This window comes from Acinetobacter sp. 70_2, assembly GCF_056736115.1.
This window is the reverse complement of sequence record NZ_JBWZIP010000012.1, coordinates 200,015-226,596: the sequence shown is the minus strand read 5'-3', so window position 1 is coordinate 226,596 and position 26,582 is coordinate 200,015. Positions and strand designations below refer to the sequence as shown.

Genomic DNA, 26,582 nt, shown 5'->3' with positions numbered 1-26,582 from the left:
GCAGGTTTTCCATGTCGGTTTATACCCCTTTGAGTTTAGATGAAGTTCGCACCTTTGCTGCACCTTATGGATTAGAGGTGTTGGAGCTGAACCCAATTCAGGGAGGTATTCAAAACACCAATTATTTTTTGGTAGATGTAAACCGTAAACAATATGTACTTACCGTGTTTGAAGAGTTAGATGCCAAAGGGGCAGGCGAACTTATTCCTGTACTCGAACAATTGGGCACTCATGATGTACCTGTTGCTGTGCCGTTAAAACACAGTGGACAAGCGGTTCACGTGATTGCAGACAAGCCTGCACAGATTGCACCACGTCTCATGGGTGATCATCCCATGCAAACCACAGTAGCTCAAGTTGCCGCAATTGCAGATGCACAGGCGAAACTGCATGTGGCTTTACAAGACTTTCCGCTTGAACGTGAATATCGACGCGATCATCAATACTGGACAGGTGTTGCAGAACAGCTTAAGCCAAATATGTCTAAAGATGATCAAGCTTTACTTGAGCAGGTCTATCAAGCTTTTAATGCTAAAACAGCGCAGTACTCAAATCGACCAACAGGTTTTATTCACTCTGATTTGTTCCGCGACAATACGTTGTTTGAAGGTGACCAATTACAAGGTATTTTAGACTTTTACGAGTTAAATCAAGACGAATTACTATTTGATATTGCGATTACCATCAATGATTTTTGTACCGAATATCCAGCAGCACATTTAAACTTAGACAAAGTGGCAGCTTACTTAGCGGCATACCAAAAAGTTCGTGTGCTTACTTCCGATGAAGTTGAATGTTTAGATGTATTTTTAGCAATGGCCGCATGCCGTTTTTGGTCAATGCGCTTGCAAGTTGCTCAAAAAAATAAAGAAGAAGGACGTACTGGCGACGACATTTTGCAAAAAGACCCGCAAGAAATGCGAGCAATGATGCAAGACCGTTTAAGTCATGTAAAAGCATAAAAGGAATAAAGATGCGAGATCAGGGGCGTTTAGTCGAATGGTTCGACGAAAAAGGTTATGGCTTTATTCAGCCGGACGATGCTGAAAAAGAGCGAGTCTTTTTGCATATCAAAGATTTTGCACGCCCCGGTCCTCGGCCAATTATTGGCTGTGCACTGGAATATCTGGTAATCCTTGATGAACGAGGCCGTTTTCGTGCTCAGCAGGTCACTTATTTAAAGGCATCTCAAACTCGTAAAGCTTTAAAATCAACAAAAACAGAATCTTCATTTCAAGCAAAACCATGGTCTGCTATACAAATGGGGATCGTATTTTATTTTGTTTTAATGGGCATTATGAGCTTTATGCATGTTCTGCCAGCTTATACTTTATTGTTTATCTTAATGATGAATGTCTTAAGTTATTGGCTATATTCACAAGATAAAGAGGCTGCACAATTAGGCAATCGCCGTGTTCCTGAACAGACTTTACATATTGTGAGCTTTTTAGGTGGTTGGCCAGCTGCGTGGTGGGCACAACAAAAACTGAGACATAAAACACAAAAACAACCATTTCGTAAGATTTATTTTTGTACCATATTCTTTCATTTACTTTTGATTTTGTGGCTAATTTCTCCTTTAAACGTTTTGCGGGGATCATAAAAGTAAATTGTTTTATTAAACTTGAGAGGTATAAAAATGAATAGTTCTATCGACCAAGATCCGAATCGTACTTTAACACTTATTTTGTATGTACTTTATATTGTTGCCATTTTTACAGGCGGCTTACTTGCGATTATTGCTTTAATTATTAACTACGTAAAACGTTCCGATGTACAAGGTTCAATTTTTGCGAGTCACTTTACTTGGCAAATCAGAACATTCTGGTGGTATCTCGCTTGGAATATTATTGCCTTTTTACCGTTTATTTTCTTGTTCTTTACAGGTGAAAATACCGATTTATTTGCAGGCGTTGCGATCTCATCGACCGTATTCTGTGTAGGCGTGATTACAGCGGCATGGATCTGGATTGTATATCGTGCCATTCGCGGATTGATTGCGTTAAATGATAACCGCCCGATGTATCAGCCTTAATCAATAAAAAAGAGAGCTTAAGCTCTCTTTTTTATTCTCGAATTCTTTTAGTTTTTTTAATGGGTAACTTAAGTTTTAACTCACTGACTAATACACCTAAGACCACTAAAGCTCCTCCGAAAAGAGCAATAATTGGTAATCGCTCACCTGCGATTCGGCCAATAACTCCTGCCCAAACAGGCTCTCCTGCATAAATAATCGCAGCACGTGAAGGATCAACCATACGCTGAGCCCAATTCATCACAAATTGAATCAGTGCACTTGCTAAACCTAATGTAACAGCAAGGAGTACAAGCGGCCATGAAAATGCTGGAATCGTATGCTCGCCCACCACAGGCATAACGGCAAACGAAAGTAGAGACGCGACAGCAAGTTGAATAATGGTCACCCGGCGCAAATTTACCTTTCCAGCAAAGTAACTAATAAAAATAATTTCCAAAGCAATCGCAACTGAGCCAAGTACTGTTAAAAGCTGCCCAAAACTTAATGAAATTTGCTCAAAACCATTACCTGTCAATAAAACGAGACCAGCAAAAGCCAAAGCTGCTCCTACCCAAGTCATGACATGTGGTGTCTTTCTAAAGATGAGCCACATTAAAATAGGAACAAGCGGAACATAAAGCGCTGTTAAAAAAGCCGACTCACTACTCGGAATAGTTTGCAGGCCAATCGTTTGAGTTCCATAACCGCCTACAATCACTACACCAATTGCAGTGCCAGCACCTAAGTCTTTTAACGTAACGCCTTTCATACTCTTGAATGAAATAAGTAATAACGTTAGTGCTGCTACAGCAAAGCGGCAGCCTACAAAAAACATAGGCGATGTAAAATTCAGTGCATATTGCACTGTAAGAAATGTTCCGCCCCAAATCATAGTAATCAAAACGAGTGCTAACTGGGGGGCTTTGCTTGAACTCAAAGAAATTGGTGACATACTCAAGTTAAATTAAATTGTGCAATATACTGCACATGTTGCGCTATTCTTCCATTTTGTGCAATATATTGCTCAAATTTTCTTTACTAACCTATTCTATGAGCCAGTCGAGTACCGTTTTACAGCACGTAGGCACAAATATCCGTTCATTAAGAGATGAGCGTGGTTTAAGCCAACAGGACTTGGCAGATCAGGCAGGTGTAAGTAGACGAACGATTGCTGCTTTAGAAACAGGACAAGTCAATATCAGCCTAGCTAAACTCGACGCGATTGCGATAGTGTTGGGGGTAGACTTTAGAACGATTGTGAGCGCACCCGAGCATAAAGAACAAGCCTTGGTTAATGTACTTGCTTGGCAGGGTGAAAAAGAGCAAAGCAAAGCAACATTACTGGCTTCAGTTCCGTCTCATAGCCAAGTTGAGCTTTGGACGTGGTCATTGGCAGTAGGGGAGTCTTATATTGCTGAAGCAGACCCAGAAGGGTGGCAAGAACTGATTTATGTATTAGAAGGTGAGCTAACGATACAATTTGCAGATAGCTCAAAAACTATCTTTGCTGGTTCTTCATTTATATATGCTAGTTCAGTGACTTATACTTATATCAATAGTGGTAATCAAGTACTTAAATTTATTCGCAATGTGGTGTATTAACTTTAAAGTCTTTTCAAAATTATATGAAGTATTTGGTTTTATATAGTGAATTTATCTTATTTAAAAATTTGAAAGTCTAATTTTAAACAAAAAACATGAAGAACAATAAATAAGACAAGTTATGATATTTCTTAGGTAATGAAATTATTTTTAACTCGTTTTAATAGAAAAAAGATAGATAAATGAAGTTTTTATTAAGTTCGCAAGATATTCAGAACTATAAATTTATATGGAATATTTCTAAAGAAAATTATAAGAAACAAAGAAGTAGTATGTTTCTTATGTTTTTATTAGTGGTATTTGCAGCTTTTTTTACGACTTTATTGCCATACTTGCTAAAAATTATTATTGATTATTCTGCACACGAATATAATTTTTTATTCAATATTCAACTCCCATTTAATTTTTTATATCTACTTGTACTTGCCTACGCGACCGCATGGTTAGCCAATGAGCTATGCCATTGGACGCAAAATATTTTTGGAGCTTATTTGATGGTCGATTTCAAAGGATCATTAATTTCTGCAGGCTTAAAAAATTATTTAAATCTAAAAAAAGATGCACAAGATCAAATCGAGGCTGGAACAGTAATGAGTGATCTTGAAAGAGGAAGTACTGCTTTTGGTGAGATTAATTTAACGTTGATTTTTTATTTAGGACCAATTATTTTTCAATTGGTGATGATTTTTGCGGTTTTGTTTACGACCATTAGTCTACTTTTCAGTATTAGCTTTTTATTGGTCGCTATTATTATTTTCATCGTTTCCTTTCATATAAATAAAAGAAGTAGTTCATTATTCGATGCCATGTATGAAAAAGACAATTTAGTGAATAGTCATTTAATACATCAAATATCTAACTCCTATGAAATTAAAGTAAAAAATGCAGTGCCGTTTCAGTTATCAAAATTTAATGACACTCTAAATTTATATATCACAACGGCAAAAGATAGGAATAAGAAAATAGGATTATTGATGATTTCTCAGTTGTTTATGATCTTTTTATTCTTACTTATTTTTATGTTATTTACCGTATTTCTTTCAACTGACAAACAATTGACAGCTGGGGCTTTCGTATTGATAAGCACTTATATTATTCAACTCACCAATCCATTTTTAGCTGTTTCCCAAAGCTTGATGCGGTTAAATGGCAACTTTGTGGCCTTAGCAAAATATCGACAGTATTTTAATCTCAAGAAAGAACAATATACATCATCTACCATTCAACATTCTGAAGTCTTATTCCAATTTATAAATGCTAAATTTTTGTTAGGAAAAAGGGCAGTAGATCATTTTAATTTAACAATCTTGGCTAATAAAACGTATGTCGTGATTGGTCAAACAGGGCTAGGTAAAACTTCTCTGATGAATTATTTAATGGGGATATATCAGATTCAGTCAGGGCAGCTTTTTTATAAAAATATCGATATTAGTCATAATTTTTCTAACCATATTTTTGATGAAGTGGTCTATGTTGCCCAGCAACCTGTAATTTTTCCTTATTCTTTAAGAGATAATTTGGTTTATAACTCTCAGTATATATATGAAGATTCTTACTTATTTCAAATGCTTGAGCAGTTTAATTTATTGCATATTTTGAAAAAACATCATTTAACGCTCGATGATGATCTAACTGAAATTTATAAGAATTTTTCAGGGGGAGAAAAGCAAAGAATTTGTATCCTTCGAGGTCTTTTAGCACGCCCACAACTCATCATATTAGATGAACCGACCGCAGCTTTAGATGTAGATACTGCAAAAGATATACTTGCATATATTCAGCAAGTTGTTCCGTCCGTGATTATGATTACGCATTCACCTTATGCAATGGAGATTGCAGATGAGGTGATTGATTTAGAAAAGTTATTAAATTAAAGATTATTAAGTAATAAAAAAGAGCCTAAACAGGCTCTTTTTTTACATCTTAAAAATTAAAGACGGTTTTCATCTAACAGAAGCTGAGCTTCACGAAGGTTTAAAGTACCTTCATAAATTGCACGACCTGTGATTGCGCCTAAAATGCCCGGTTTGCCTTTTAAGTTACGAACGTCATCAAGGTTAGTTACGCCACCTGAAGCAATCACTGGTAAGCCTGAGTATTGAGCCAAGTTGACAGTCTGCTCAACGTTTACCCCTTGCATCATGCCGTCACGCGCAATGTCTGTATAAACAATGCTAGACACGCCTGCATCTGCAAAACGTTTTGCTAAATCAGTTGCTTTAACATCAGTAACGTTTGCCCAGCCGTCAGTTGCAACCATACCATTCATGGCATCAATACCAACAATGATGTGGCCAGCAAAGCGCTTACAAGCTTCTTCTACAAATTCAGGCTCTTGAACTGCTTTAGTACCAATAATGACAAAAGTCACACCAGCTTCTAAATAGTGTTCAATCGTTTCTAATGAGCGAATACCACCACCAATTTGAATTGGTAATTCTGGCTGAGCTTTAGCAATTGCTTCAACAACAGGTTTATGAATTGGAGTACCTGCGAAAGCGCCATTCAAATCAACCAAATGTAAACGACGTGCGCCTTCATTTACCCAATGCTGGGCAGTTGCAACTGGATCGTCAGAGAAAACGGTATCGTCTTCCATACGCCCTTGTTTTAAACGCACACATTTACCATCTTTCAGGTCAATTGCTGGAATGATTAGCATGCTTTCGCTCCTTGCTTCATCATGTTTATGAAATTGTGCACATCTTAGCAAAGTATTGATCAATCGCTAAGCCTTAGAAAAGACTTTTATAACTTTACGCGTGAAGTGCGGTTTGAATCGTTTGTGAAATGTGAGCCGGTAATAAGTTTTGTTTACGAAGCTCTAAAAATACCAGTAGAGCTGCATAAGCATCAGCGGCTGCATAACTGATTTGCTGTGGTGTAAGTGGCTTTTGCGCCCAATTTGATGTTCCGACTTTCTTTGACTTTGAAAGATACTGTCCAAACAACAGTGCTACGGCTTTTTGTACACCCATTTGCTGAGTAAAACCAAAGTGACTAAAACCTTTAGCAAGGTCAACGCAGCTTTCAAGCTCTATGCCTTTTTTATGAAAAATGTGCTTATCATTCTTAAGACCAAAGCCGAATTTAAGTTGTTTTTGGTTCGATAAAATAGGCTGCAAAAATTTTAAAGTCGATGAATTGACATGAAATAAATAGACTTTATGTTCAGCGGCAAGCTGAATCAGATGTGGACCTGTCGAAACTTCACCCACCCGAAATGTCGGTTTAGATTCCGAATCAAATCCTAAAAAGATCGCTGCTTTTAATTCTTCTTCAATAGTTTTGCATTGCTCAGTATTTTCAATCACCACAATATTTTGGTGGTTAAGATTTTTAAAAGGTGGAAGCTGCTGAATAGAGGCTTTATCAAGGAGGGAAGGGGCTTCGGACATATTTAACAGCGTACAAATAAATTGAGCTATTAGCTTTATATATGAATAAAGCCTAGAGAACTAGGCTTTATACGCGACTTTAAAAATTATTGAGACTGAGATGGCGACCCAATGATAACGCTTTCGCTTTTTTCAACATAGCCTTCATAGGTAGGAGCCATGATTGTGGCAACAATAGCAAAAATGACTGCAAGTGGAATAAGTGCAATATAAATCCAGCCTAAAACACGTTCCCAGCTTGGCGTTGGACGCTTCGGTCCATAATCATTAGGACCTTCAGTTCCTTTTGCACAGAATAAATAAATGGCAAGGCCAATATTCACGATGGGTACGAGCATGAGTAAAGATAACCAACCTGTATTATTACGGTCATGCAAACGGCGAATAGTAAATACGAAGCTAATATAAATACCGACGATATAGAGAATAGCAATAGAGACTAAGCCCGGCGCAGTAAAGCCTGGAGCGCCCTCATTTTGTGTAAGTCCGAAAGTAAAAATAATAAGTAGAACAACAGCAGCGAGGGTTAAGGTAAATAGGAAGGTCCAAGCAGCGTAAGAGAGTCGTCCGAAACGGCCATTTGCCTTAAAGGGCGAATCCTGCTGAAGTGGCTGATTTTCAAAAGGTGAATTCATTGTGTTTATCCTGATCATTTGGTTTTATTTAAAAGTATGAATATTCAATATTTTGTTGAATAAAATATCATTCTATAAATGATTAGTAGTTATTATAAATAAAAAAAAAGATCAGGCCATCTAGACCTGATCTGTTTAAAGCTTTTGTGAAATTAAATATTCCATTCCACAAAGTTTTTAAGTAACTGTAAGCCTGCAGTGTGACTTTTCTCTGGGTGGAATTGAGTCGCAAATAAATTATCTTTGTGAATTGCCGTACAGAAGTTCACGCCATATTCGCATGTTGCAGCCACAAGGTTTTCATCTTTAGGTTCAACATAGTAGCTGTGTACAAAGTAGAAGCGAGCATCTTGTTCAATGTTGTTCCACATTGGATGGCTTGGGTCCATTTGGTGAACTTGGTTCCAGCCCATATGTGGGACTTTTAAACCTTCCATTTGAGGGAAGTGTTTGACCACCCCTTCAAAAATGCCTAGTGCGTCTACACCGCCATTTTCTTCAGAACTTTGCAGTAATGCTTGCATGCCTACACAAATCGCAAGAACTGGCTTATTAAAAGCAGCGTTGCGTACGACTTCATCAATACCTGCTTCACGCATGCCTTGCATACAGTCACGCATTGCCCCCACACCTGGGAAAACAATTTTATCGGCTTGTGCAATTAATTTTGGGTCGTTAGTTACATCGACTGTAGCGCCTACATGCTCAAGTGCTTTAGCAGCTGAGTGTAGATTGCCCATGCCATAATCAAGTAACGCGATACGTGTCATTAGAGGCTACCTTTTGTCGATGCAATCGTGTTTTCAGCACGTGGATCAATTTCACATGCCATACGTAAAGCACGTGCTAGTGCTTTAAATACACTCTCGATTTGATGGTGGCTATTTTTACCCTTCAAGTTATCAATATGTAAGGTCATAAGCGCATGGTTTACGAAACCTTGGAAAAACTCGGAAAATAAATCCACATCAAATGTGCCGATACGTGCGCGAGTAAATGGAATATCCATAAATAAACCCGGACGACCAGATAAATCTACAACAACGCGAGATAAAGCTTCGTCTAATGGCGCATAAAAATGACCATAACGACGTAAACCTTTTTTATCACCTAAAGCTTGCGCAAAAGCCTGTCCAAGCGTGATACCGCAGTCCTCTACGGTATGATGATCGTCAATCTCGAGGTCTCCATCACAATGAATATCGATATCAAATAAGCCATGTCGCTTGATTTGATCAATCATATGGTCTAAAAATGGAACTCCGGTGTTTAGTGTGCCTTGACCAGTACCATCGAGATTTAAACGAACTCGAATTTTGGTTTCATTGGTATTTCTAACCACTTCACTGATACGTTGCGTCATGGACACGTTCCTCAAAAAACGTCAAAAATGATTGGATGTTAACGACAATTTCGCTGTGACGAATTCGTGACAGCATCATAGTTTGCTCAGGAGGGTTAATCAATGCCTATTACCGTACATGCTTATAGTTCTCTAGATAATTCAGAGATCCGCGATCAGCTTGAGCGATTGTATGATACAAGTCCGGAGTTTGGTGACGGGCACGATGCGATTGAACAACTTGAACAAGATTTACAGCAGTATACCACGCTATACACTGCCGAATTTAACACCAAAATTATAGGTGCAATCTGGTGTTCAGGACAAGGTGAAAGCAAGGTACTTGAATATATTGTGGTGCACCCTGCGAACCGTGGTCGTGGGGTAGCTGAGCGCTTGGTAGAAGAAGCTTGTCGTATAGAAGAATCAAAAGGCGTTAAAATTTTTGAGCCAGGCTGTGGTGCCATTCATCGCTGCTTAGCGCATATTGGTAAATTGCATAGCTAAAATCCTATTTTTACTGTATTTGTGATTTAAAATTAAACACTTGTTACAAAAAACACGGAAGTTGCTTGACGTGATCATATAAACATTGTTTAATACGCCCACTTCGGCGTGATAGCTCAGTAGGTAGAGCAACGGATTGAAAATCCGTGTGTCCCCAGTTCGATCCTGGGTCTCGCCACCATTATTTGTGTTTTCAATCCCTGATCCCATCAGGGATTTTTTTTAAGTATAAAAAATACCCATTTAAATCAGAAACTCAGGATAATTGTTGACTATTGTTCTGAGATACGGCTTAATACAGGCCATCGGCGTGATAGCTCAGTAGGTAGAGCAACGGATTGAAAATCCGTGTGTCCCCAGTTCGATCCTGGGTCTCGCCACCATATTCGAAAAAGCCCCATACTTTAAAGTATGGGGCTTTTTTCATGCCTATTTATTTAATAAAAAATATGAAGACTTCACTTGTGTATAAATCTCATTTTATCCACAAGCAGACAGGGTTATCCCCAATATTGCTTTCACTTTCTAAAAATGGCTCAACTGAAAATTTGTGTTTAGTCATGAGGACTATCATTAATGAGTCGTTTGCCTAAACACACAGCTTCTACCTCGTCGTAACCGAGCTGTTCGTAAAAGTTCAGCACATTTAGATTGTCTTTACGCACCAATAATTGAAGTTTTGGGCAGCCGCGAGCGACGAGGCGCTTCTCAAGCTGTTGTACAAGCGCTGTAGCGATTCCTAAGCGTTGTTGATGGGGATGAACAGCCAAATAGTTAATCCAGCCTCTATGGCCGTCATAGCCGCCCATGAGCGTGCCAATCAGTTGTTCATCTTTAATCGCAACCAGAAATAAATCATCCTGTTGTGAAACTTTTCTAAAAATATCCGTTTCAGGATTATTCCAAGGACGGGTTAGGTCGCAGCTTTCCCATAAATTGACCACATCATCCAGATCTGCATTTGTAAATTGGCGAATAATGAACATATGGATTTCTACTTTTTGTTTTGATGTATTGAAAAGATAAAATAAAAATGCGCAATTGAGCAGTAGTTTTGAATAATTTAAACAAATAAAAAAGCACCCCCAAAGGAGTGCTTAAATTAAAAATATTGCTTACGCTGATTTTGCAATAGGTGCCGCTTGGAGCATTTGACCTGTTTCTTCGAAGTTTGCATGCCAAGACAATGCTTCACGAAGTAAATGAGGGGTATGACCACCTTTAGCACATGCACGATCAAAGTAGTCGTTCAATGCATCACGGTAAAGCGGATGTACACAGTTATCAATAATAGCGCGAGCACGTTCACGAGGCGCTAAACCACGTAAGTCTGCTAAACCTTGCTCTGTTACTAAAATATCAACGTCGTGTTCGCTGTGGTCAACGTGGCTTACCATTGGCACGATAGAAGAAATATCGCCGCCTTTAGCAATTGATTTGGTTACAAAGATTGCCAAGTGTGCATTACGAGCGAAGTCACCTGAACCACCAATACCGTTCATCATTTTAGTACCACATACGTGAGTTGAGTTCACGTTACCGTAAATATCAAACTCAAGCGCAGTGTTAATGCCGATAATCCCTAAACGACGAACCAGTTCAGGATGGTTAGAAATCTCTTGTGGGCGAAGCACTAATTTGTCTTTGTAAGCTTCGATATTGCCAAAAACTTTTTCGCCACATTTAGCTGAAAGGGTAATTGAGCTACCAGAAGCAAACTTCATTTTGCCTGCATCAATGAGTTCAAAAGTACAGTCTTGTAGAACTTCTGAGTACATGATGAGGTCTTCAAAATCAGAATCTTTTAAACCTGTTAATACAGCGTTAGCAATTGAACCAATCCCTGCTTGTAATGGACCAAGGTTCTTTGGTAAACGGCCTTCAGCAACTTCTTTATTAAAGAAAGCAATGAGGTGGTTTGCAATGCCTTGAGTCTCATCATCTGGAGGAGTGACTGTTGATGGTGAGTCATGTGTGTCGTTAAAGACAATACCTACAATTTTTGCAGGATCAATTTGGATTGCCGTTGTACCAATACGCTCATCCACTTTTGTTAATGGAATTGGCGTACGTGTTGGGCGATAAGTCGGAATATAGATGTCGTGCAAACCTTCAAAGCTTTCGCTTAAAGAGGTGTTGATTTCAACAATAACTTTTTCGGCAAAAATAGCAAAGCTTGCAGAGTTACCTACAGAAGTTGTTGGAATGATGCCACCATCTTCAGTAATTGCAATTGCTTCAATCACTGCAACGTCTGGACGTTTAAGTTGCTGGTTACGCATTTGCTCAACAGTTTCTGACAAGTGTTGGTCAATAAACATAACTTCGCCGTTGTTAATCGCACGACGTAAAGTGTTGTCTACCTGAAATGGCATACGACGAGATAAAACACCTGCTTCCGTGAGTTGTTTGTCTAAGTCATTACCTAAGCTAGCACCCGTAATTAACGTGATTTTTAACGGATTTTTCTTTGCGTGCTCTACAAGTGCTTGTGGAACAGCTTTAGCTTCACCAGCACGAGTAAAACCACTCATACCAACGGTCATTCCATTTTCGATGAATTGCGCAGCTTGTTCAGCACTGATGACCTTGTCATGAAGAGAAGCTAGGCGAATACGACTTAAAGACATTGGACATCCTCAATATTGTCAAAACATACGGGATTTTAGCTATGAAAAAATGAAAAGTGCATAGGTGTTAGGCTAAGGTCTAATTTTTTAAATAAATGTGGGTATAAATTTATTTTATGATTTTTAATATGTTGATTTATTTGGTATTTAATAAATTTTAAAATAGCGCTTTAAATGATCGGTTGATCAAATTAGAAGCGCTCACTTAAAGTTTGTTTAATTTTTTCCAAAGGATTTGGCGTTGTATTTTCTTCAGCCGCTGGTTTTGGAATAGGTAGTGAAATAACAACCTCTAAACCACCTTGTTCACGGTTATGAATTTGGATTTCACCTTGGTGAATGTCGACAATACGCTTAACAATTGCAAGACCTAAACCACTTCCCTGGATGGTTCTAGCAGAGTCGCCTCTCACAAATGGTTGCATTAATTCTTCAATTTGATCTTCTGGAATACCTTCACCGTGGTCGGCAACGGTAATCAAAATATGTTCATTTTCAACTTTTGCACTGAGTTCGATTGGCTCCGCACCATAACGTTTTGCGTTATTAATAAGGTTGGCAATCAATCGTTTTAAAGAGAGGCTACGCGCAGGAATAATCGGAACATCTTGCACCTCAAAACGAATATCGAGCGGTTTAAACTGAATAATTAATTCTTGCAATAATATATTGATATTGGTGTCTTTTAATTCTTCATCAGAACCATCCCGCATATATGAGATGAACTGATTCAAAATTGCATCCATATCATCTACGTCATAGACCAAGCCTTCACGCAGAAATTCATCAGGTAGCATTTCTGCGGTTAAACGAATACGTGTAAGGGGAGTTCTTAGATCATGTGAAATACCCGCTAGCATGATTCGTCTTTCACGCTCAGCTTGTTCAAGCGTATACACCATGCGGTTAAAGGCTTGGTTAACTTGGCGAATTTCTAGAGGGCCATGGTTGGTATCTAAATAAGGTGCAGTTCCAGACTTACTATATTCATTGGCAGCATTTTGCAAACGACGCAAGGGGCGATTCATTTGTCTAACCAAAATTAAAATAATGATGGCTGACACTAAAGGAACACCCACAACCCAACCAATTAATAGCTCAGGGCTATAGTTTGCATAGGTTTTTAAAGGCTCACGAACCCAGTTGCCATGCATTTCAGGAGTTTGAATCCAGATACGTGGGCTAGGTTTAAACTGGAAGTAAACGGTAACGTCTTTTGCACCAATTTCGTTGGCTAGTTTTTGCTCAACTTGGTTGGTAAAAATCTCGGCAATTACTTTATCGCGAACGCTTGGATACTCTTTAGGGTCGGTTATGTATTCAATACCAACCCGATTACGTAACCAAGTATCGACATCAACTTCGCTATCACGATGAAAAATACGAATATTAGGGTTATTGACCAGTTCGAGTTCAACTGCAAGATAACGGGCATGTTGTTGAATCTCAGGTAAATAGAGAGTTCGCCAAAAAAACCACAAAGACATAAAGAGGCTAAAGAACACCACCAGCAGTACCAAAATTGTGGTACGCATGGCAGCAGAACGTGGCTTAATTTTGTCGAGAAAACGTTCCCATCTCGTCCGTTTACGCTCTGAATACGCAACGTAGTCGGTAAAGCTTTGCGGTGATATTGGCTCTAAACTCACTCTATTTTATCTCAAGCTTATTCAGCACCATCTGGAACAAATACATAACCTACGCCCCACACAGTTTGAATATAGCGTGCGCGCGCTGGGTTATCTTCAATTAAACGACGTAGACGAGACACTTGAACGTCAATTGAGCGCTCCATTGCACCCCATTCACGACCACGAGCCAAGTTCATAAGTTTATCGCGTGTTAAAGGTTCACGTGGATGCTGTACCAATGCTTTTAATACGGCAAATTCACCCGTCGTTAAGGTAACAATCTGACCTTCACGAGTTAACGTACGTGTAGATAAGTCTAAAGACCATGGACCGAAGCTAACCACTTCAACTTGTTGGCTTGGAGCGCCCGGAACTTCACGAACCTGACGACGTAACACTGCACGAATACGTGCTAACAGCTCATTTGGGTTGAATGGTTTTGGTAGATAGTCATCTGCACCGGCTTCAAGACCAGCAATACGGTCTGAGTCACTACCACGTGCAGTTAGCATAATAATTGGTGTATCAATGTTTGATTGACGTAAACGACGACAAATACTTAAACCATCTTCAACGGGCAACATAAAGTCGAGCACGATAAGTGAAAATAACTCACGTTGTAATAAACGATCCATTTGTGAGGCATCGTGGGCAGTTTTTACAACAAAGCCTTTATCTTCCAAAAAACGTTGCAAGAGGGTACGTAAACGCACATCGTCATCGACCACTAAAATGCGCTCGACACGATCCGTTTCGTTATGTACGGTTTCAGGATGTTCAGCAGGTACAACTAAACTCATGATGTACTCCCTTTTAAAGTCATAATTTATATATTATTGGATCGGTTAGGCTTATTGCCAACAAGCCCTCAGTATAATGCCGATGTTCTTGTTAAGACTATGTATCAATTTGCTCAAAATTACAATTTTCGTAGGGGCTTGAAACCAAAAAACAACATCTTATGCCCATAATTTAGCAAAGCCTTAAAGAAAAAACCAAGCATTCATTCATTCGTCAAATTCTATTCGATTAAATTTTAATAAATAATTGTTTCAAATAAATTATTTTAAAAATTAGTGCTACTTTTCAAAGCTTATTTTCTAAAAGGTCGATAAGCCATTTAGATATTAAAGCTTAATAATTTATTTAGACACATAAGAAAAACTATATTTTTGCGCATTCTAGTACTGTATCAATATGTTCATTTTCTCGTAATTTGTATTAAAAAATTTAATTGGATACTAGAAGAGTTGCTACAACTCATATTTTTAAATAAAGTTCGACTTGAAAAGTAGAATGACAAATAGATCAAGTTTTAAAAGAGTTTTTTTAAGATAAGAATGTGAAAAATTCATAGTCAATACAAAAAAACGTTTTGAATACGCAAACAAGTGTGGATTTTATGGGCTTGGTCTTTATAATCATTGCTTTTAAACTTTATCCTTGTGGGATCAAACACGATGACTGACTTAGTTCAGCAGTTGGCAAGTGAGCTTGCCGTACGTCCAAACCAAGTAGAAGCTGCCATCCGCTTAATTGACGAAGGTGCCAGTGTTCCATTTATTGCCCGTTACCGTAAAGAAGTAACACAAGGTTTAGATGATACGCAGTTACGCCAATTAGATACTCGTTTAGCGTATTTACGTGATTTATATGAGCGCCGTGAAAAGGTCATTCAGTCATTGCAAGAACAGAATAAATTGAATGATGACTTATTGGCGCGGGTGAATGCAGCCGAAACAAAAAATGCTTTAGAAGAAATTTATGCACCGTACCGTCCTAAGCGTACGAGTAAGTCTTTCAAGGCGAAAGAAGCGGGTCTAGGACCAATCGCTGAAAAAATTATTGCAGAACAAATTGACCCAACAGAAGCATTGGCTGGTTTTAGTCATGAAGAATATCCAGATGTTGAAAGTCAGTTAGATGCAATTCAGCATATTCTGATTGATGACTGGGCACAAAACATTGCGCTGACTACAGAATTAAAAGCAACTTTTGCAAAAACAGCAGTATTAAAAAGTACAGTTGCTTCTGAAGAAAAGAAAGAAGTCGGTAAAAAGTTCCGCGATTACTTTGAATTCTCTGAAGGCTTAAACAAACTACCTTCTCATCGTTTATTGGCAATGTTACGTGGCCGTCAAGAAAACGTACTTGGTTTAAAAGTAGATGGTGAAGATGATGCACCTTTGGCGCGTATTGAAACTGAATACAACCTTGATCAAGTTCAGCCACAAACTCGCCAAGATTTCTTAAAGCAAACTGCAAAATTATTCTGGTTAGGTAAAGTTCGTCCTCAAATCGAGCATTCATTGCTAACAGAAAAACGTCTTGCTGCTGAAGCAGAAGCAATGCAGGTATTTGCTGAAAACCTTCGTCATTTATTGTTATCTGCCCCAGCAGGTAGCCGTACAACTTTAGGTGTTGACCCTGGTATTCGTACGGGTGTGAAACTGGCTGTCGTAAGCGATGCAGGTGATGTACTTGCTCATAGCACGATTTATCCATTTGCGCCTAAAGAAGACAAAGAAGGTTCAATTGCTGAATTAGCTCGTTTGTGTCGTGAATATAACGTAGAGCTTATTGCGATTGGTAACGGTACTGCGAGCCGTGAAACAGAAGCTGTAGTTGCTGAAATGATGGCTGCAAACACAGACCTTAAATTAACACGTGTGACTGTAAGCGAAGCAGGTGCATCTGTTTACTCTGCAAGTGAACTTGCTTCGGCAGAACTTCCAGAGCTTGATGTTTCAATTCGTGGAGCAGTTTCTATTGCTCGCCGTTTACAAGACCCACTTGCTGAGCTTGTGAAGATCGACCCGAAATCGATTGGTGTAGGTCAATATCAACACGATGTAAATCAAACTGGTTTGGCAAAAACACTTGATGCGGTAGTTGAAGACTGTGTGAATGCTGTTGGTGTTGATGTAAATACTGCTTCACCAGCAATCTTGGCTTACATTGCAGGTTTAAACAAAGCAATTGCTCAGCAAATCGTTGAATACCGTAAAGAACATGGTCGTTTTGATAACCGTCAAGCGTTGAAAAGCGTACCTCGTTTAGGCGAGCGCACTTTTGAACAAGCGGCTGGCTTCTTACGTATTCAAAATGGCTCTGAACCTTTAGATGCTTCTGCTGTTCACCCTGAAAGTTATGGTCTTGTTGAGAAAATTGTTGCGGCGAAAGCGACGACAGTTAAAGACATTATTGGTAATACCGAAATCATTCGCCAAGTAAAAGCTGATGAATTTGTTGATGACAAATTTGGTTTGCCAACAGTTCAAGACGTATTAGCTGAACTTGAAAAACCAGGCCGTGACCCGCGTCCAGAGTTCCGTACTGCTAAATTCCGCGAAGATATCACTGAAGTGGGACAATTGACTGAAGGCATGCAGCTTGAAGGTGTAATTACCAATGTCACAAACTTTGGTGCCTTTGTTGATATTGGTGTACATCAAGACGGTTTAGTTCATATCTCTGAATTAGCAAATGAGTTTGTTTCTGATCCGCATAAAGTAGTTAAACCAGGTCAGATTGTACAAGTACGTGTGATGCAAGTTGATGCTGAGCGTAACCGTGTGAACTTGAGTATGCGCGCAGAAGGCGCAGCTCCTGTTAAGGCACAGCGTCCACCGCGTCGTGAGCAAAATAACGATCAGCGTTCTGAGCGTAAGCCACAAGGTAAGCGCCCTCAACAGCCGCGTAAAGATCAGGTTGAGCGTCCACAACGTAGCAAGCAAGAAAAACCTCAAGAACAAAAAATTGGTGGTTTTGGTGCATTGTTATTACAAGCGGGAATTAAAGGTTCTAAATAAGAGCCTTTAGAAGACCTAAAAAAACCTCCCAAACGGGAGGTTTTTTTATTGTTTTCGAAGTGTGTTTCAGTGAGCGTGAAACTCGGTTTTTTCAGAAATCGCAGTGGTAAAGATGAGGTGAATCTTAAGATCAACAAAAACGGTGTGAAATCTACAATCAACTATACAACGTTATAGCATAACTCAACTTTAACCCTTTCCCGATGTCAGACAATATCGATAAAGCCTTGAAGTAAGTTCCTCACTTTCAGGCAGTTACATTAAAAATTGATTGTTTTTTTATATTATAAATGGTTGTTTTTATGCCGGCTTTAGAACTGAAAAATAGATTTCATTTAAACGATCTCCTTTCGGGAGTGGTCGTATTTCTCGTGGCCTTACCCTTATGTTTGGGTATCGCCTTAGCCTCAGGCGCTCCAATCATTTCTGGTATTATTGCCGGAATTGTTGGTGGAATTATTGTTGGCCTGCTGAGTGGTTCTCACATCAGTGTCTCTGGCCCAGCAGCAGGATTGACTGCGGTCATCCTTGTACAGTTAGATCAATTAGGCGGCAATTATGCCGCCTTTTTATTGTGTATTGTATTTGCAGGAATTTTACAAATTTTATTTGGAATATTTAAGTTAGGTTTCTTTGCCAACTTCATTCCAAACAACGTCATTTTAGGGTTGTTGGCTGCTATTGGGGCCATTCTTATTGTGACGCAGCTGCCGTATTTATTTGGGTTGACTGACTTTTCATGGGAAAAAGTTTGGACTGCCACGCCTGACACTTTTCTTCAGCATTTTGATGCGGGCGCGGCGTTTATTGGGCTACTGAGTTTATTTTTAATTTTAGCTTGGGATAGCAGCCCACTTAAAAAGTTAGCAATACCTTCGGCTTTAATTGCTGTGGTCATTGCAGCAGTTTTAAATTTTGTTTTGATGAATATTGGCTCGCCTTGGGCTGTGCAAAGCAATAATTTAATTCAACTACCAAACATATTACAAGCGCCGCAAGAGGTATTGGTTTTTCCTGACTTTAGCTATCTGGCTGAACCATTAATTTATACCGGAGCAATTACACTCGCGATTGTGGCATCTTTAGAGACATTATTAAACTTAGAAGCTGCAGACAAACTTGACCCTCAAAAGCGTTCATCTCCACCTAATCGTGAACTGTGGGCGCAAGGTGCGGGGAATATTGTTTCAGGCTTAATTGGCGGCATGCCAGTCACCTCAGTCATTGTCCGTAGTTCTGTAAATGCAAATACAGGCGCACGTAGTAAATATTCAACGATCATTCATGGCATATTATTGCTGCTAGCAGTTTTATTCTTTGTTCAACTTATGAACATGATTCCATTGTCTGCACTCGCAGCGATTTTAATTGTGACTGGTTTTAAACTGACTCATCCAAAGTTATTTAAACAGCTGTATCAAAAAGGCTGGAAACAGTTTTTACCTTTCATTATTACCCTTGTTGCAATCTTACTGACAGACTTGTTAACCGGAATTTTGGTGGGTTTATTTACCAGTAGTGCGTTTATTTTATATGGCAACTTCAATAAAGGTGTTCGCGTATATAAAGAAAAGCATTTACATGGAATTGTGACTCGTATTGAGCTTCCATCACAAGTGACTTTTCTTAATCGTTCAGCGCTCATTTCTGCATTGGAACATGTTCATAAAGATCAGCAGTTGATTATTGATGCGACTCAATGCGACTCGATTGATCCCGATATTTATCAGGTCATTCAAGATTATCAGAATGAGACTGCAGTTAAGCGTCAGGTCGATCTCAAACTCATTGGGTTTAAGCAGCACTATGAAGAAGTAGATGATGCAGTTCTTGATATCTACATTAGTACTAGAGATTTACAGCGTAAATTAAGTCCGCAGCAGGTGGTTACTTTACTTAAAGAAGGTAATGAACGTTTCGTAAAAAATGAACGTTTACAACGTGATATTTACCGTCAAATTCGTGTCACTGCAGATGAAGGTCAGCACCCGATTGCGGCTGTTTTGGGATGTATGGATTCTCGTGCACCCACTGAAATGATTTTTGATGTAGGGATTGGTGATCTATTTAGTTTAAGAATTGCAGGTAATATTGCAGGTCAAAAAGTACTAGGTTCGCTTGAGTTTGCCTGTCAGGCTAAAGGTTCAAAAGTCATTTTAGTTTTAGGTCATACTGACTGTGGTGCAGTGACCAGTGCATGTCAGCTACGACTACAGCAAAAACAAGTTTCTGATGTCAAAGAAATGCCACATATTCAATATGTGCTTGGGCCACTCATGCGTTCGGTAGAAAGCGTATATGACATTATGCAACCGCGTGAGTTAAACAAAGCTTTTATTAATCAGGTGACAGCAATGAATGTTCACTACAACATCCAATATATTATTAATAACAGTACAGTACTTAAAGACCTGCTAGACCGTGGTGAGATTGCAATTATTGGTGCGATTTACGATGTAAAAACAGGACATGTTGAATTTTTAGATACTTAAATAGCCTCAGATAAAAAAAGCGCTTCATCAGAAGCGCTTTTTTCTTGTTAACTCAACTTAATATGTCGAATTACCAATGCTCACCTGGGAAAATGCGTGCATAAGCTTTTTGTGCCCAGTTCAATTTCTCAGCTTTTTGGCCTTTTGCTGCATCAGAACTTGGGAACAGGCGGAAACCAATCGACATAAACATATTGTTGATGCCTGGCGCGACTGAATACGTCATAGATGCCAAACGGCCTAAGTTAGTTGCAATACGTTTCGGACGCTTCACAATTGCATAAGCAATTAAATCTGCTGCTTGCTCTGGTGAAAGAGTCGGTACGTATTTATAAATTTTGGTTGGTGCGATCATCGGGGTACGCACTAAAGGCATATAAATTGATGTAATCGCAATTTTATGTGCATGAACTTCGGCAGAAAGACAGCGGCTAAATGCATCAAGTGCAGCTTTAGAGGCAACATAAGCCGAGAAGCGTGTTGCATTTGCTAATACACCAATCGAGCTAATATTAATAATCTGCCCATCTTTACGCTGGATCATATGTGGCAAAATATTAAGAACCAAACGTACAGCGCCGAAATAGTTTAATTGCATGGTACGTTCAAAATCGTGGAAACGATCATAAGACTCATGAACAGCACGACGAATAGAGCGGCCAGCGTTATTAATTAAAATATCAATATGATCAACAGAAGCTAAAATCTCTTTAGAAACCTGATCAATCATTTCCATGTCGTTAAGATCACATGGGAAAATCGATGCCTGACCGCCACGGCTTTCAATATCTGCTTTAACTTCTTCTAATGTTTCTTGAGTACGGGCAACTAGTAAAACATGCGCACCAGCGTCTGCAAGTTTGTTTGAAATCGTTAAACCGATTCCACTTGAGGCGCCTGTCACTAAAATGACTTTACCTTGTACCTTTTCCTGGAACAGAGCTTCTAATTTTTTATTCACAGCATTTTACCTAAGTAGGGGCAGGGGCTATTTATTCCGGTATGTAATTTTTATTTTTACAACCGTTGGTTCATCCTGATGAACTCCTAAATATTGCCCTATCTTAATAGATGTTTAAAAATTGTCTAGTATGTAAATATATGAAATTTAACAATTTATTTAGAGTAAAAACTCTAAATTATTGCCCTAATCCATTAATTATTAGTGAGGGTTAAATCACTTGAAAATAAAAAAGCCTCTATATTCCAGAGGCTTGTTGTATGAGTTTAAAATTTATACAGATGAAAGTGCTTGTTCTAAATCGGCAATTAGGTCATCAACATGCTCAATACCAATAGAAAGACGAACCATATCTTCACTTACGCCAGCAGCTTTAAGTTCTTGTTCATTGAGCTGGCGGTGAGTTGTGGTTGCAGGGTGGCAAGCCAGACTTTTCGCATCACCGATGTTTACAAGACGGGTAAATAACTGTAGGGCATCAATGAAGCGGGTACCGCCTTCACGACCATCTTGAACACCAAAAGATAAAATTGCAGAAGGTTTACCTTTTACATATTTTTGCGCAAGTTGATGCTGTGGGTGATCTTTTAAGCCTGCGTAATTGACCCATTTTACTTTCGGATGATTTTGCAAATATTCCGCGACTTTCTGAGCATTTTCAGTATGACGTTCGATACGTAAATTAAGCGTTTCGAGACCCTGTAAAATTAAGAAAACACTAAGCGGGCTAATAGCTGCGCCTGTATTACGTAATGGCACCACACGTGCGCGTGCTATATAGGCAGCCTCACCTAATGCTTCGACATAGTTCACACCATGATAGCTTGGGTCTGGTGTGTTCAAAACTTTAAAACGCTCTGGATATTTACCCCAAGGAAATTTACCGCTATCTACAATCGCACCGCCAATACTATTACCATGACCACCAATATATTTAGTAAGCGAATGGATAACGATATCGGCGCCATATTGAAATGGTTTTAATAAAGCAGGAGTGGCAACCGTGTTATCGACAACGACAGGCACGCCATATTCATGAGCGATTTTTGAAATTTCTTCTAAATCGATGATATTGCCGAGCGGGTTACCAATTGACTCAACAAAAACAAGTTTAGTTTTATCATCAATTAAATTACGCAAGCTTTCAGGCTTTTGATAATCAAAAAAGCGAACTTCAATCCCTTGCTTTGGCAAAGTATGGGCAAATAAGTTATATGTACCACCATATAAAGTTGAGACTGAAGCAATATTGTCTCCAGCTTCGGTAATGGTCTGAATGGCATAAGTAATGGCTGCCATTCCCGATGCCAAAGCTAATGCACCAATACCACCTTCAAGTGCAGCAAGGCGTTGCTCAAGCACAGCAGTGGTCGGGTTCATAATACGGGTATAAATATTGCCTTGAACTTTTAAGTCGAAAAGGTCGGCACCGTGTTGTGTGTTATCAAATGCATACGAAGTTGTTTGATAGATAGGGACTGCAACAGCTTTAGTGGTTGCTTCTGGAGTGTAGCCTGCGTGAATGGCTAAGGTTTCATCTTTATAAGTCATGATTACTTCATCTTCGTGAGTTAAATATTGAGCGAGTCTAGCCTAAAATTTATATAGAAAATTGCAGAAATTCTGGTTTGTTTTCCAATTTTAGGAATAAAGATAGAAAAATATACGCTGAAACGTTGTATAAATCTTATACATAAACATTTTGCAACTTATTGAAAAAGAAAATTGTTTGATAAATCCGTACGATGGAAATCATAACTTCAAGTCGTTAGTGTTTTCATCGTATAATACGCGCGATTATTTTATCGCTTCTTGCGATGTATTGGTTTTTCAATTGAGGAGTCCTGCGTGGCCCAATATATTTATACGATGAACCGAGTGTCTAAAATGGTTCCGCCAAAGCGCGAAATCTTAAAAGACATCTCTTTATCATTTTTCCCGGGTGCCAAAATTGGTGTTCTCGGTTTGAACGGTGCGGGTAAATCTACCTTGCTTCGTATTATGGCTGGCGTAGATAAAGATTTCTCTGGCGAAGCTCGTGCACAACCTGGAATTAAAATCGGCTATTTAGAGCAAGAGCCGCCACTTGATCCAACGAAAGACGTTCGTGGTAACGTTGAAGATGGCGTACGTGAAGCTTTAGATGCTTTAGAACGTCTTGATCAGGTATTTGCAGAATATGCAGACCCAGATGCAGATTTTGATGCGCTTGCGAAAGAGCAGGAAAAATTAGAATCAATTATCCATGCTTGGGATGCGCACAACCTAAACAACCAGCTTGAAATTGCGGCAGATGCCTTGAACCTTCCAGCTTGGGATGCAGACGTAACTAAGCTTTCAGGTGGTGAACGCCGCCGTGTAGCACTTTGCCGTTTATTGCTTTCTAAACCGGACATGTTGCTTCTTGACGAACCGACGAACCATTTGGATGCAGAGTCTGTATCTTGGTTAGAGCGCTTCCTGAAAGATTTCCCTGGCACAATCGTTGCGATTACGCATGACCGTTATTTCTTAGATAACGTTGCCGAGTGGATCTTGGAGCTTGACCGTGGGCATGGTATTCCTTACCAAGGTAACTATTCTTCTTGGTTAGAGCAAAAAAATGCTCGTTTAGAACAAGAGCAGAAACAAGAAGAATCTTTTGCTAAAGCATTGAAAAAAGAACTTGAATGGGTTCGTTCAAATGCGAAAGGTCAGCAAAAGAAAAACAAAGCGCGTATGGAACGTTTTGAAGAGCTTAACTCTAAAGAATTCCAACAACGTAATGAAACGTCTGAAATCTACATTCCACCTGGCCCACGTTTGGGTAATAAAGTTGTGGAGGTGGAAGGTATCAGCAAATCATTCGACGGTCGCTTGTTGTACGAAAACTTAACGTTTACTGTACCTCCAACAGCTATTGTGGGTATTGTTGGTCCAAACGGTGCGGGTAAAACCACATTATTCCGTATGATGACTGGCGAACAGCAACCTGATACAGGTACTGTGACTTTAGGTGAGTCTGTTAAAGTCGCTTACGTAGGTCAGATCCGTGACACTCTAGACAATAACAAAACTGTTTGGGAAGAAGTTTCTGGCGGTTTAGATATTTTGAAAGTGGGCGATTATGAAATTGCTTCACGTGCTTATATCGGTCGCTTTAACTTCAAAGGCCAAGATCAGCAAAAACGTGTAGGCGAATTGTCTGGTGGTGAGCGTAACCGTTTACAACTTGCGAAAATTTTACAGCAAGGTGCAAACGTTATCTTACTGGATGAGCCATCAAACGATTTGGATATTGAAACTTTACGTGCGCTTGAGGATGCAATTCTTGTATTCCCAGGTACGGTAATGGTGGTATCGCATGACCGTTGGTTCCTTGACCGTATCGCGACACACATCTTGTCATTTGAAAATGAACAGCCAGAATTCTACACGGGTAACTATGCAGAATATGAAGCATATCGTCAGTCACGTTTAGGTGAAGACGCTGTTCAAAAGCGTACTAAATACAAAAAAATTAGCGGTTAATTACTGCTAGATTGAAAAACCAGCCTAAGGGCTGGTTTTTTTATTAGATTAGAAGGCAAGTTTACTAAAAGCTTCTTGTAAGCAGTGTTCAGCATAGGGATGACCTTGGCTTGCTGCTTTGTTTAACCACTTTTCAGCTTCTGTATAGTTTTTATCTAAACCAAATTGACCATTTAAATAGCCAATACCAAGTTTAAAGGAAGCGTCAGCGTTACCTCTTAAAGCTGCTCGGAGGTAGCACCACATTGCATTGCGATCGTTTGGGGTAATATCTAGCCAATTTTGCATACGTTCATGATCTTGTACGGCTAACTCTTCAAAGCGTAAGCCTTGTTCAATTTCATCCTCAGCTTGTGAATGCATATCGGCTGGCAAGTTTTCAAAGGCAAACAAGTGATTAAGCCCATGCTTGATTGTTTTCATATCCATGATAGTCTCCCCTTGTTCCTCAATTTGATTGAATTGACTCACACTTTTAAGCTAGTCCCTTATATGGAAATCTTATGTTTTATTTTGTAAATGTGATATAGCGCATTTGGATGAAAAATGCTGAGGTTTTAGCTTACATAAAAGTTACACGTGTTTTTACGCTTAGCGAAATTACTATAAGAATAGTGGCATTCTTGACTGAAATGAGAGCTTTTAAACTTAGAAAATAGCTTTTATTTTGAGCAAAAAGCTCTTGAGAAAATTTATAAATATCAAACAAAAGAAATTTCTTTAAACAAAGCCAGCTTATGAGCTGGCTGATTATTTTAAGAAAAAAGTTTTTTATTTAGTAAAGTCACCATGCAAATCTGCCCAAATCAGTGATGGAGCTACCGTGACCACATCAAACGCCAGGGCCAAAGGATAAAGCGCCATACGTGTTACACGTTTAAACGGATGCTTCTTTGTTATTTCATCTTTTTGCTGTAAGGCAATTGGATAAGGGGTAGGTAGTGTTTGTTGAGCTTTTAGGGTTCCAGTGGTTTGGTAAATTTGGCCTTTAAAACGAATAATGGCATAAGGATATAAAAGTTGTGTTTGTTGCTCCATAACCATGAAGTGATTTTTAAATCCTAAGTTTTTTAAATTTTCTTTTTCTTGTTCGCTCAACTTTGAATCAGGAATGTTGTATTGAAATTTGAGTTCACCATGAAAATGAGTGGGATCATCCATTTCAAGCATAAGAGGAGAGGAAATAATTAAAGTTCTTTGATTTACTGGAATATTTTTAAGAATACTTAAAAACTCTGAGCTACCTTCGGTCATTAAATAACTATAGTCTTTGCCTACAAATACAAGACCTTGCTCTTGCTGGTTTTTCACTGCTTGTCCCAGCGAAATAATTTGATCTGTTTTTAAAATGGTTGTTTTGATCTCAGTTGTCTCACTTGGAAGGGCTGTCGATAACATAGATGTTGCGCATCCGGTTAAGCCAAGACAAGTGGCTAATATGCAAGTGGTCAACGTTTTATACATAAACATTACTCTTAAAAAATTATTTTTGTGAAGATAAAAAATGGCTTAGCTTTAAGTGAAAAGAACGAAACCAATAAATCAATGTTTTGTAATTTTATTACATGCTAGGTGCCTGCTATAGTGGCTTTGTTCAACTTTTTAGTTTAATGGTGTGCTGTTGCCACGTTCTGCACTTTTCATGTCCGTCTTATTCTGTTTGCTTATATTCCAAAGTCTATGGAATGTGGCAGCGGCATTTTGCGCCCATGAAAATCAGGAAAAAGCATTACATCATTTTGGGCATCATGCAGCGTTGAGTTATGAAGCTTCACAGCATAGTCATACTGAAAAGACAGAAGTTGAAGGGACTATGCATAAAGCTCCCTTAAGCTTGTCCGATCATCATGACCATTTACCTTCGTGTTTTCATGTTGTGATTGTAGAAGCACAAGAAAAAATTGTTTCACCGTTAATACAGTCATCTGAGCCAAAACAACAATATTATTGGTCCAATTCTTATAAGTCCCCTCATATCTCTAAACAAGATCCTCCTCCTGTTTTAACCCTGCTATAGGTGGGGTAGCCGAAAAATAACCCACCAG

General features: G+C 39.0%; 25 protein-coding genes and 2 tRNA genes. 12 read left to right on the top strand and 15 right to left on the bottom strand.

Going from position 1 to position 26,582, the window contains the following annotated elements; translation table 11 throughout:
• Positions 1–11: 11 nt before the first annotated feature.
• From AC1PJ9_RS04890 to AC1PJ9_RS04880, 3 genes are read left to right on the top strand one after another with little or no spacing between them, the layout of a single operon-like run.
• Positions 12–962 carry a homoserine kinase gene (locus tag AC1PJ9_RS04890; RefSeq protein WP_311087205.1) on the top strand — a complete coding sequence of 317 codons (951 nt, stop codon included), beginning with the start codon at positions 12–14 and terminating at the stop codon, positions 960–962.
• Positions 963–973: 11 nt separating this feature from the next.
• Positions 974–1,603, top strand: coding sequence for a DUF1294 domain-containing protein (locus AC1PJ9_RS04885; protein WP_263614763.1), 630 nt, complete (start codon positions 974–976; stop codon positions 1,601–1,603).
• A gap of 36 nt (positions 1,604–1,639) precedes the next feature.
• Positions 1,640–2,035: a DUF4870 family protein gene (locus tag AC1PJ9_RS04880; protein WP_004705102.1), complete on the top strand. Its 396-nt coding sequence runs from the start codon at positions 1,640–1,642 to the stop codon at positions 2,033–2,035.
• A 31-nt stretch (positions 2,036–2,066) separates the two neighbouring features.
• On the opposite strand, the gene AC1PJ9_RS04875 is transcribed toward AC1PJ9_RS04880, so the two are convergent.
• Positions 2,067–2,969: a DMT family transporter gene (locus AC1PJ9_RS04875; RefSeq protein WP_311087204.1), complete on the bottom strand. Its 903-nt coding sequence runs from the start codon at positions 2,967–2,969 to the stop codon at positions 2,067–2,069.
• Positions 2,970–3,067: 98 nt separating this feature from the next.
• Between AC1PJ9_RS04875 and AC1PJ9_RS04870 the strand changes: the two genes are divergently transcribed.
• Positions 3,068–3,619, top strand: coding sequence for a helix-turn-helix domain-containing protein (locus tag AC1PJ9_RS04870; protein WP_263614761.1), 552 nt, complete (start codon positions 3,068–3,070; stop codon positions 3,617–3,619).
• A 182-nt stretch (positions 3,620–3,801) separates the two neighbouring features.
• Complete coding sequence (locus AC1PJ9_RS04865) at positions 3,802–5,493, top strand: ATP-binding cassette domain-containing protein (protein ID WP_263614760.1); 1,692 nt, start codon at positions 3,802–3,804, stop codon at positions 5,491–5,493.
• Between the two features lie 56 nt (positions 5,494–5,549).
• On the opposite strand, the gene hisA is transcribed toward AC1PJ9_RS04865, so the two are convergent.
• The 5 genes from hisA to hisB form a co-directional block, all read right to left on the bottom strand.
• The gene (gene hisA, locus AC1PJ9_RS04860; RefSeq protein WP_002052186.1) at positions 5,550–6,281 is read right to left on the bottom strand and encodes a 1-(5-phosphoribosyl)-5-[(5-phosphoribosylamino)methylideneamino]imidazole-4-carboxamide isomerase; all 732 of its coding nucleotides are present in this window, start codon (positions 6,279–6,281) and stop codon (positions 5,550–5,552) included.
• 94 nt (positions 6,282–6,375) lie between these two features.
• Entirely contained in the window at positions 6,376–7,017 is a 642-nt protein-coding gene (locus tag AC1PJ9_RS04855) for a 3'-5' exonuclease (protein ID WP_311087203.1), read from the bottom strand.
• Between the two features lie 86 nt (positions 7,018–7,103).
• The gene (locus AC1PJ9_RS04850; protein ID WP_311087202.1) at positions 7,104–7,652 is read right to left on the bottom strand and encodes a DUF805 domain-containing protein; all 549 of its coding nucleotides are present in this window, start codon (positions 7,650–7,652) and stop codon (positions 7,104–7,106) included.
• Between the two features lie 152 nt (positions 7,653–7,804).
• Complete coding sequence (gene hisH, locus AC1PJ9_RS04845; protein ID WP_006581041.1) at positions 7,805–8,422, bottom strand: imidazole glycerol phosphate synthase subunit HisH; 618 nt, start codon at positions 8,420–8,422, stop codon at positions 7,805–7,807.
• Positions 8,422–9,015, bottom strand: coding sequence for an imidazoleglycerol-phosphate dehydratase HisB (hisB, locus tag AC1PJ9_RS04840; protein ID WP_000194096.1), 594 nt, complete (start codon positions 9,013–9,015; stop codon positions 8,422–8,424). The genes hisH and hisB overlap by 1 nt, the downstream gene beginning before the upstream one ends.
• 102 nt (positions 9,016–9,117) lie before the next feature.
• Between hisB and AC1PJ9_RS04835 the strand changes: the two genes are divergently transcribed.
• From AC1PJ9_RS04835 to AC1PJ9_RS04825, 3 genes are all read left to right on the top strand, one after another.
• Positions 9,118–9,501, top strand: coding sequence for a GNAT family N-acetyltransferase (locus tag AC1PJ9_RS04835; protein ID WP_002052206.1), 384 nt, complete (start codon positions 9,118–9,120; stop codon positions 9,499–9,501).
• 105 nt (positions 9,502–9,606) lie between these two features.
• Positions 9,607–9,682 (top strand) — tRNA-Phe (locus AC1PJ9_RS04830).
• Positions 9,683–9,808: 126 nt separating this feature from the next.
• A tRNA-Phe gene (locus tag AC1PJ9_RS04825) sits at positions 9,809–9,884 on the top strand.
• A 171-nt stretch (positions 9,885–10,055) separates the two neighbouring features.
• Here the strand turns inward: AC1PJ9_RS04825 and AC1PJ9_RS04820 are convergent.
• From AC1PJ9_RS04820 to ompR, 5 genes are all read right to left on the bottom strand, one after another.
• Positions 10,056–10,487 (bottom strand): GNAT family acetyltransferase, encoded by a 432-nt coding sequence (locus tag AC1PJ9_RS04820; RefSeq protein ID WP_263614757.1) that lies wholly within the window; start codon positions 10,485–10,487, stop codon positions 10,056–10,058.
• Positions 10,488–10,616: 129 nt separating this feature from the next.
• A complete protein-coding gene (locus AC1PJ9_RS04815; protein ID WP_263614756.1) occupies positions 10,617–12,131 on the bottom strand; it encodes an acetyl-CoA hydrolase/transferase family protein in 1,515 nt (504 codons plus the stop codon).
• 35 nt (positions 12,132–12,166) lie between these two features.
• Positions 12,167–12,283 (bottom strand): hypothetical protein, encoded by a 117-nt coding sequence (locus AC1PJ9_RS04810; protein ID WP_263614930.1) that lies wholly within the window; start codon positions 12,281–12,283, stop codon positions 12,167–12,169.
• 39 nt (positions 12,284–12,322) lie between these two features.
• Positions 12,323–13,780: an ATP-binding protein gene (locus tag AC1PJ9_RS04805; RefSeq protein WP_263614755.1), complete on the bottom strand. Its 1,458-nt coding sequence runs from the start codon at positions 13,778–13,780 to the stop codon at positions 12,323–12,325.
• Between the two features lie 17 nt (positions 13,781–13,797).
• A complete protein-coding gene (gene ompR / locus AC1PJ9_RS04800; RefSeq protein WP_000060753.1) occupies positions 13,798–14,562 on the bottom strand; it encodes an osmolarity response regulator transcription factor OmpR in 765 nt (254 codons plus the stop codon).
• A gap of 660 nt (positions 14,563–15,222) precedes the next feature.
• Between ompR and AC1PJ9_RS04795 the strand changes: the two genes are divergently transcribed.
• Positions 15,223–17,574: a Tex family protein gene (locus AC1PJ9_RS04795; RefSeq protein WP_019458447.1), complete on the top strand. Its 2,352-nt coding sequence runs from the start codon at positions 15,223–15,225 to the stop codon at positions 17,572–17,574.
• 302 nt (positions 17,575–17,876) lie between these two features.
• Entirely contained in the window at positions 17,877–20,066 is a 2,190-nt protein-coding gene (locus AC1PJ9_RS04790; protein WP_311086544.1) for a bifunctional SulP family inorganic anion transporter/carbonic anhydrase, read from the top strand.
• A gap of 70 nt (positions 20,067–20,136) precedes the next feature.
• Here AC1PJ9_RS04790 and AC1PJ9_RS04785 read toward each other — a convergent pair whose 3' ends face one another.
• Positions 20,137–21,027: an SDR family NAD(P)-dependent oxidoreductase gene (locus tag AC1PJ9_RS04785; protein WP_262094070.1), complete on the bottom strand. Its 891-nt coding sequence runs from the start codon at positions 21,025–21,027 to the stop codon at positions 20,137–20,139.
• A 273-nt stretch (positions 21,028–21,300) separates the two neighbouring features.
• Entirely contained in the window at positions 21,301–22,578 is a 1,278-nt protein-coding gene (locus AC1PJ9_RS04780; RefSeq protein WP_311086543.1) for an O-acetylhomoserine aminocarboxypropyltransferase/cysteine synthase family protein, read from the bottom strand.
• Positions 22,579–22,875: 297 nt separating this feature from the next.
• Between AC1PJ9_RS04780 and ettA the strand changes: the two genes are divergently transcribed.
• Entirely contained in the window at positions 22,876–24,537 is a 1,662-nt protein-coding gene (gene ettA / locus AC1PJ9_RS04775) for an energy-dependent translational throttle protein EttA (RefSeq protein WP_086264776.1), read from the top strand.
• Between the two features lie 48 nt (positions 24,538–24,585).
• On the opposite strand, the gene AC1PJ9_RS04770 is transcribed toward ettA, so the two are convergent.
• Together AC1PJ9_RS04770 and AC1PJ9_RS04765 are read right to left on the bottom strand one after the other, a co-directional pair.
• A complete protein-coding gene (locus AC1PJ9_RS04770) occupies positions 24,586–24,966 on the bottom strand; it encodes a tetratricopeptide repeat protein (RefSeq protein WP_263614751.1) in 381 nt (126 codons plus the stop codon).
• Between the two features lie 342 nt (positions 24,967–25,308).
• Positions 25,309–26,001 carry a YidX family protein gene (locus AC1PJ9_RS04765; RefSeq protein ID WP_311086542.1) on the bottom strand — a complete coding sequence of 231 codons (693 nt, stop codon included), beginning with the start codon at positions 25,999–26,001 and terminating at the stop codon, positions 25,309–25,311.
• 157 nt (positions 26,002–26,158) lie between these two features.
• On the opposite strand from AC1PJ9_RS04765, the gene AC1PJ9_RS04760 reads away from it, so the two are divergent.
• Positions 26,159–26,554, top strand: a complete 396-nt coding sequence (locus tag AC1PJ9_RS04760; protein ID WP_343568854.1) for a cation efflux protein, CzcI-like — start codon at positions 26,159–26,161, stop codon at positions 26,552–26,554.
• The last annotated feature ends 28 nt before the right edge of the window (positions 26,555–26,582 follow it).

Coding starts and splice junctions, on each gene's coding strand:
- hisH (WP_006581041.1), bottom strand. CDS start 8,422: ATGACACGTATCGCGTTACTTGATTATGGCATGGGCAATCTACACTCA.
- AC1PJ9_RS04880 (WP_004705102.1), top strand. CDS start 1,640: ATGAATAGTTCTATCGACCAAGATCCGAATCGTACTTTAACACTTATT.
- AC1PJ9_RS04890 (WP_311087205.1), top strand. CDS start 12: ATGTCGGTTTATACCCCTTTGAGTTTAGATGAAGTTCGCACCTTTGCT.
- AC1PJ9_RS04885 (WP_263614763.1), top strand. CDS start 974: ATGCGAGATCAGGGGCGTTTAGTCGAATGGTTCGACGAAAAAGGTTAT.
- AC1PJ9_RS04855 (WP_311087203.1), bottom strand. CDS start 7,017: ATGTCCGAAGCCCCTTCCCTCCTTGATAAAGCCTCTATTCAGCAGCTT.
- hisA (WP_002052186.1), bottom strand. CDS start 6,281: ATGCTAATCATTCCAGCAATTGACCTGAAAGATGGTAAATGTGTGCGT.
- AC1PJ9_RS04835 (WP_002052206.1), top strand. CDS start 9,118: ATGCCTATTACCGTACATGCTTATAGTTCTCTAGATAATTCAGAGATC.
- AC1PJ9_RS04780 (WP_311086543.1), bottom strand. CDS start 22,578: ATGACTTATAAAGATGAAACCTTAGCCATTCACGCAGGCTACACTCCA.
- AC1PJ9_RS04865 (WP_263614760.1), top strand. CDS start 3,802: ATGAAGTTTTTATTAAGTTCGCAAGATATTCAGAACTATAAATTTATA.
- AC1PJ9_RS04870 (WP_263614761.1), top strand. CDS start 3,068: ATGAGCCAGTCGAGTACCGTTTTACAGCACGTAGGCACAAATATCCGT.
- ompR (WP_000060753.1), bottom strand. CDS start 14,562: ATGAGTTTAGTTGTACCTGCTGAACATCCTGAAACCGTACATAACGAA.
- hisB (WP_000194096.1), bottom strand. CDS start 9,015: ATGACGCAACGTATCAGTGAAGTGGTTAGAAATACCAATGAAACCAAA.
- AC1PJ9_RS04790 (WP_311086544.1), top strand. CDS start 17,877: ATGCCGGCTTTAGAACTGAAAAATAGATTTCATTTAAACGATCTCCTT.
- AC1PJ9_RS04765 (WP_311086542.1), bottom strand. CDS start 26,001: ATGTATAAAACGTTGACCACTTGCATATTAGCCACTTGTCTTGGCTTA.
- AC1PJ9_RS04850 (WP_311087202.1), bottom strand. CDS start 7,652: ATGAATTCACCTTTTGAAAATCAGCCACTTCAGCAGGATTCGCCCTTT.
- AC1PJ9_RS04815 (WP_263614756.1), bottom strand. CDS start 12,131: ATGTCTTTAAGTCGTATTCGCCTAGCTTCTCTTCATGACAAGGTCATC.
- AC1PJ9_RS04820 (WP_263614757.1), bottom strand. CDS start 10,487: ATGTTCATTATTCGCCAATTTACAAATGCAGATCTGGATGATGTGGTC.
- AC1PJ9_RS04770 (WP_263614751.1), bottom strand. CDS start 24,966: ATGGATATGAAAACAATCAAGCATGGGCTTAATCACTTGTTTGCCTTT.
- AC1PJ9_RS04875 (WP_311087204.1), bottom strand. CDS start 2,969: ATGTCACCAATTTCTTTGAGTTCAAGCAAAGCCCCCCAGTTAGCACTC.
- AC1PJ9_RS04795 (WP_019458447.1), top strand. CDS start 15,223: ATGACTGACTTAGTTCAGCAGTTGGCAAGTGAGCTTGCCGTACGTCCA.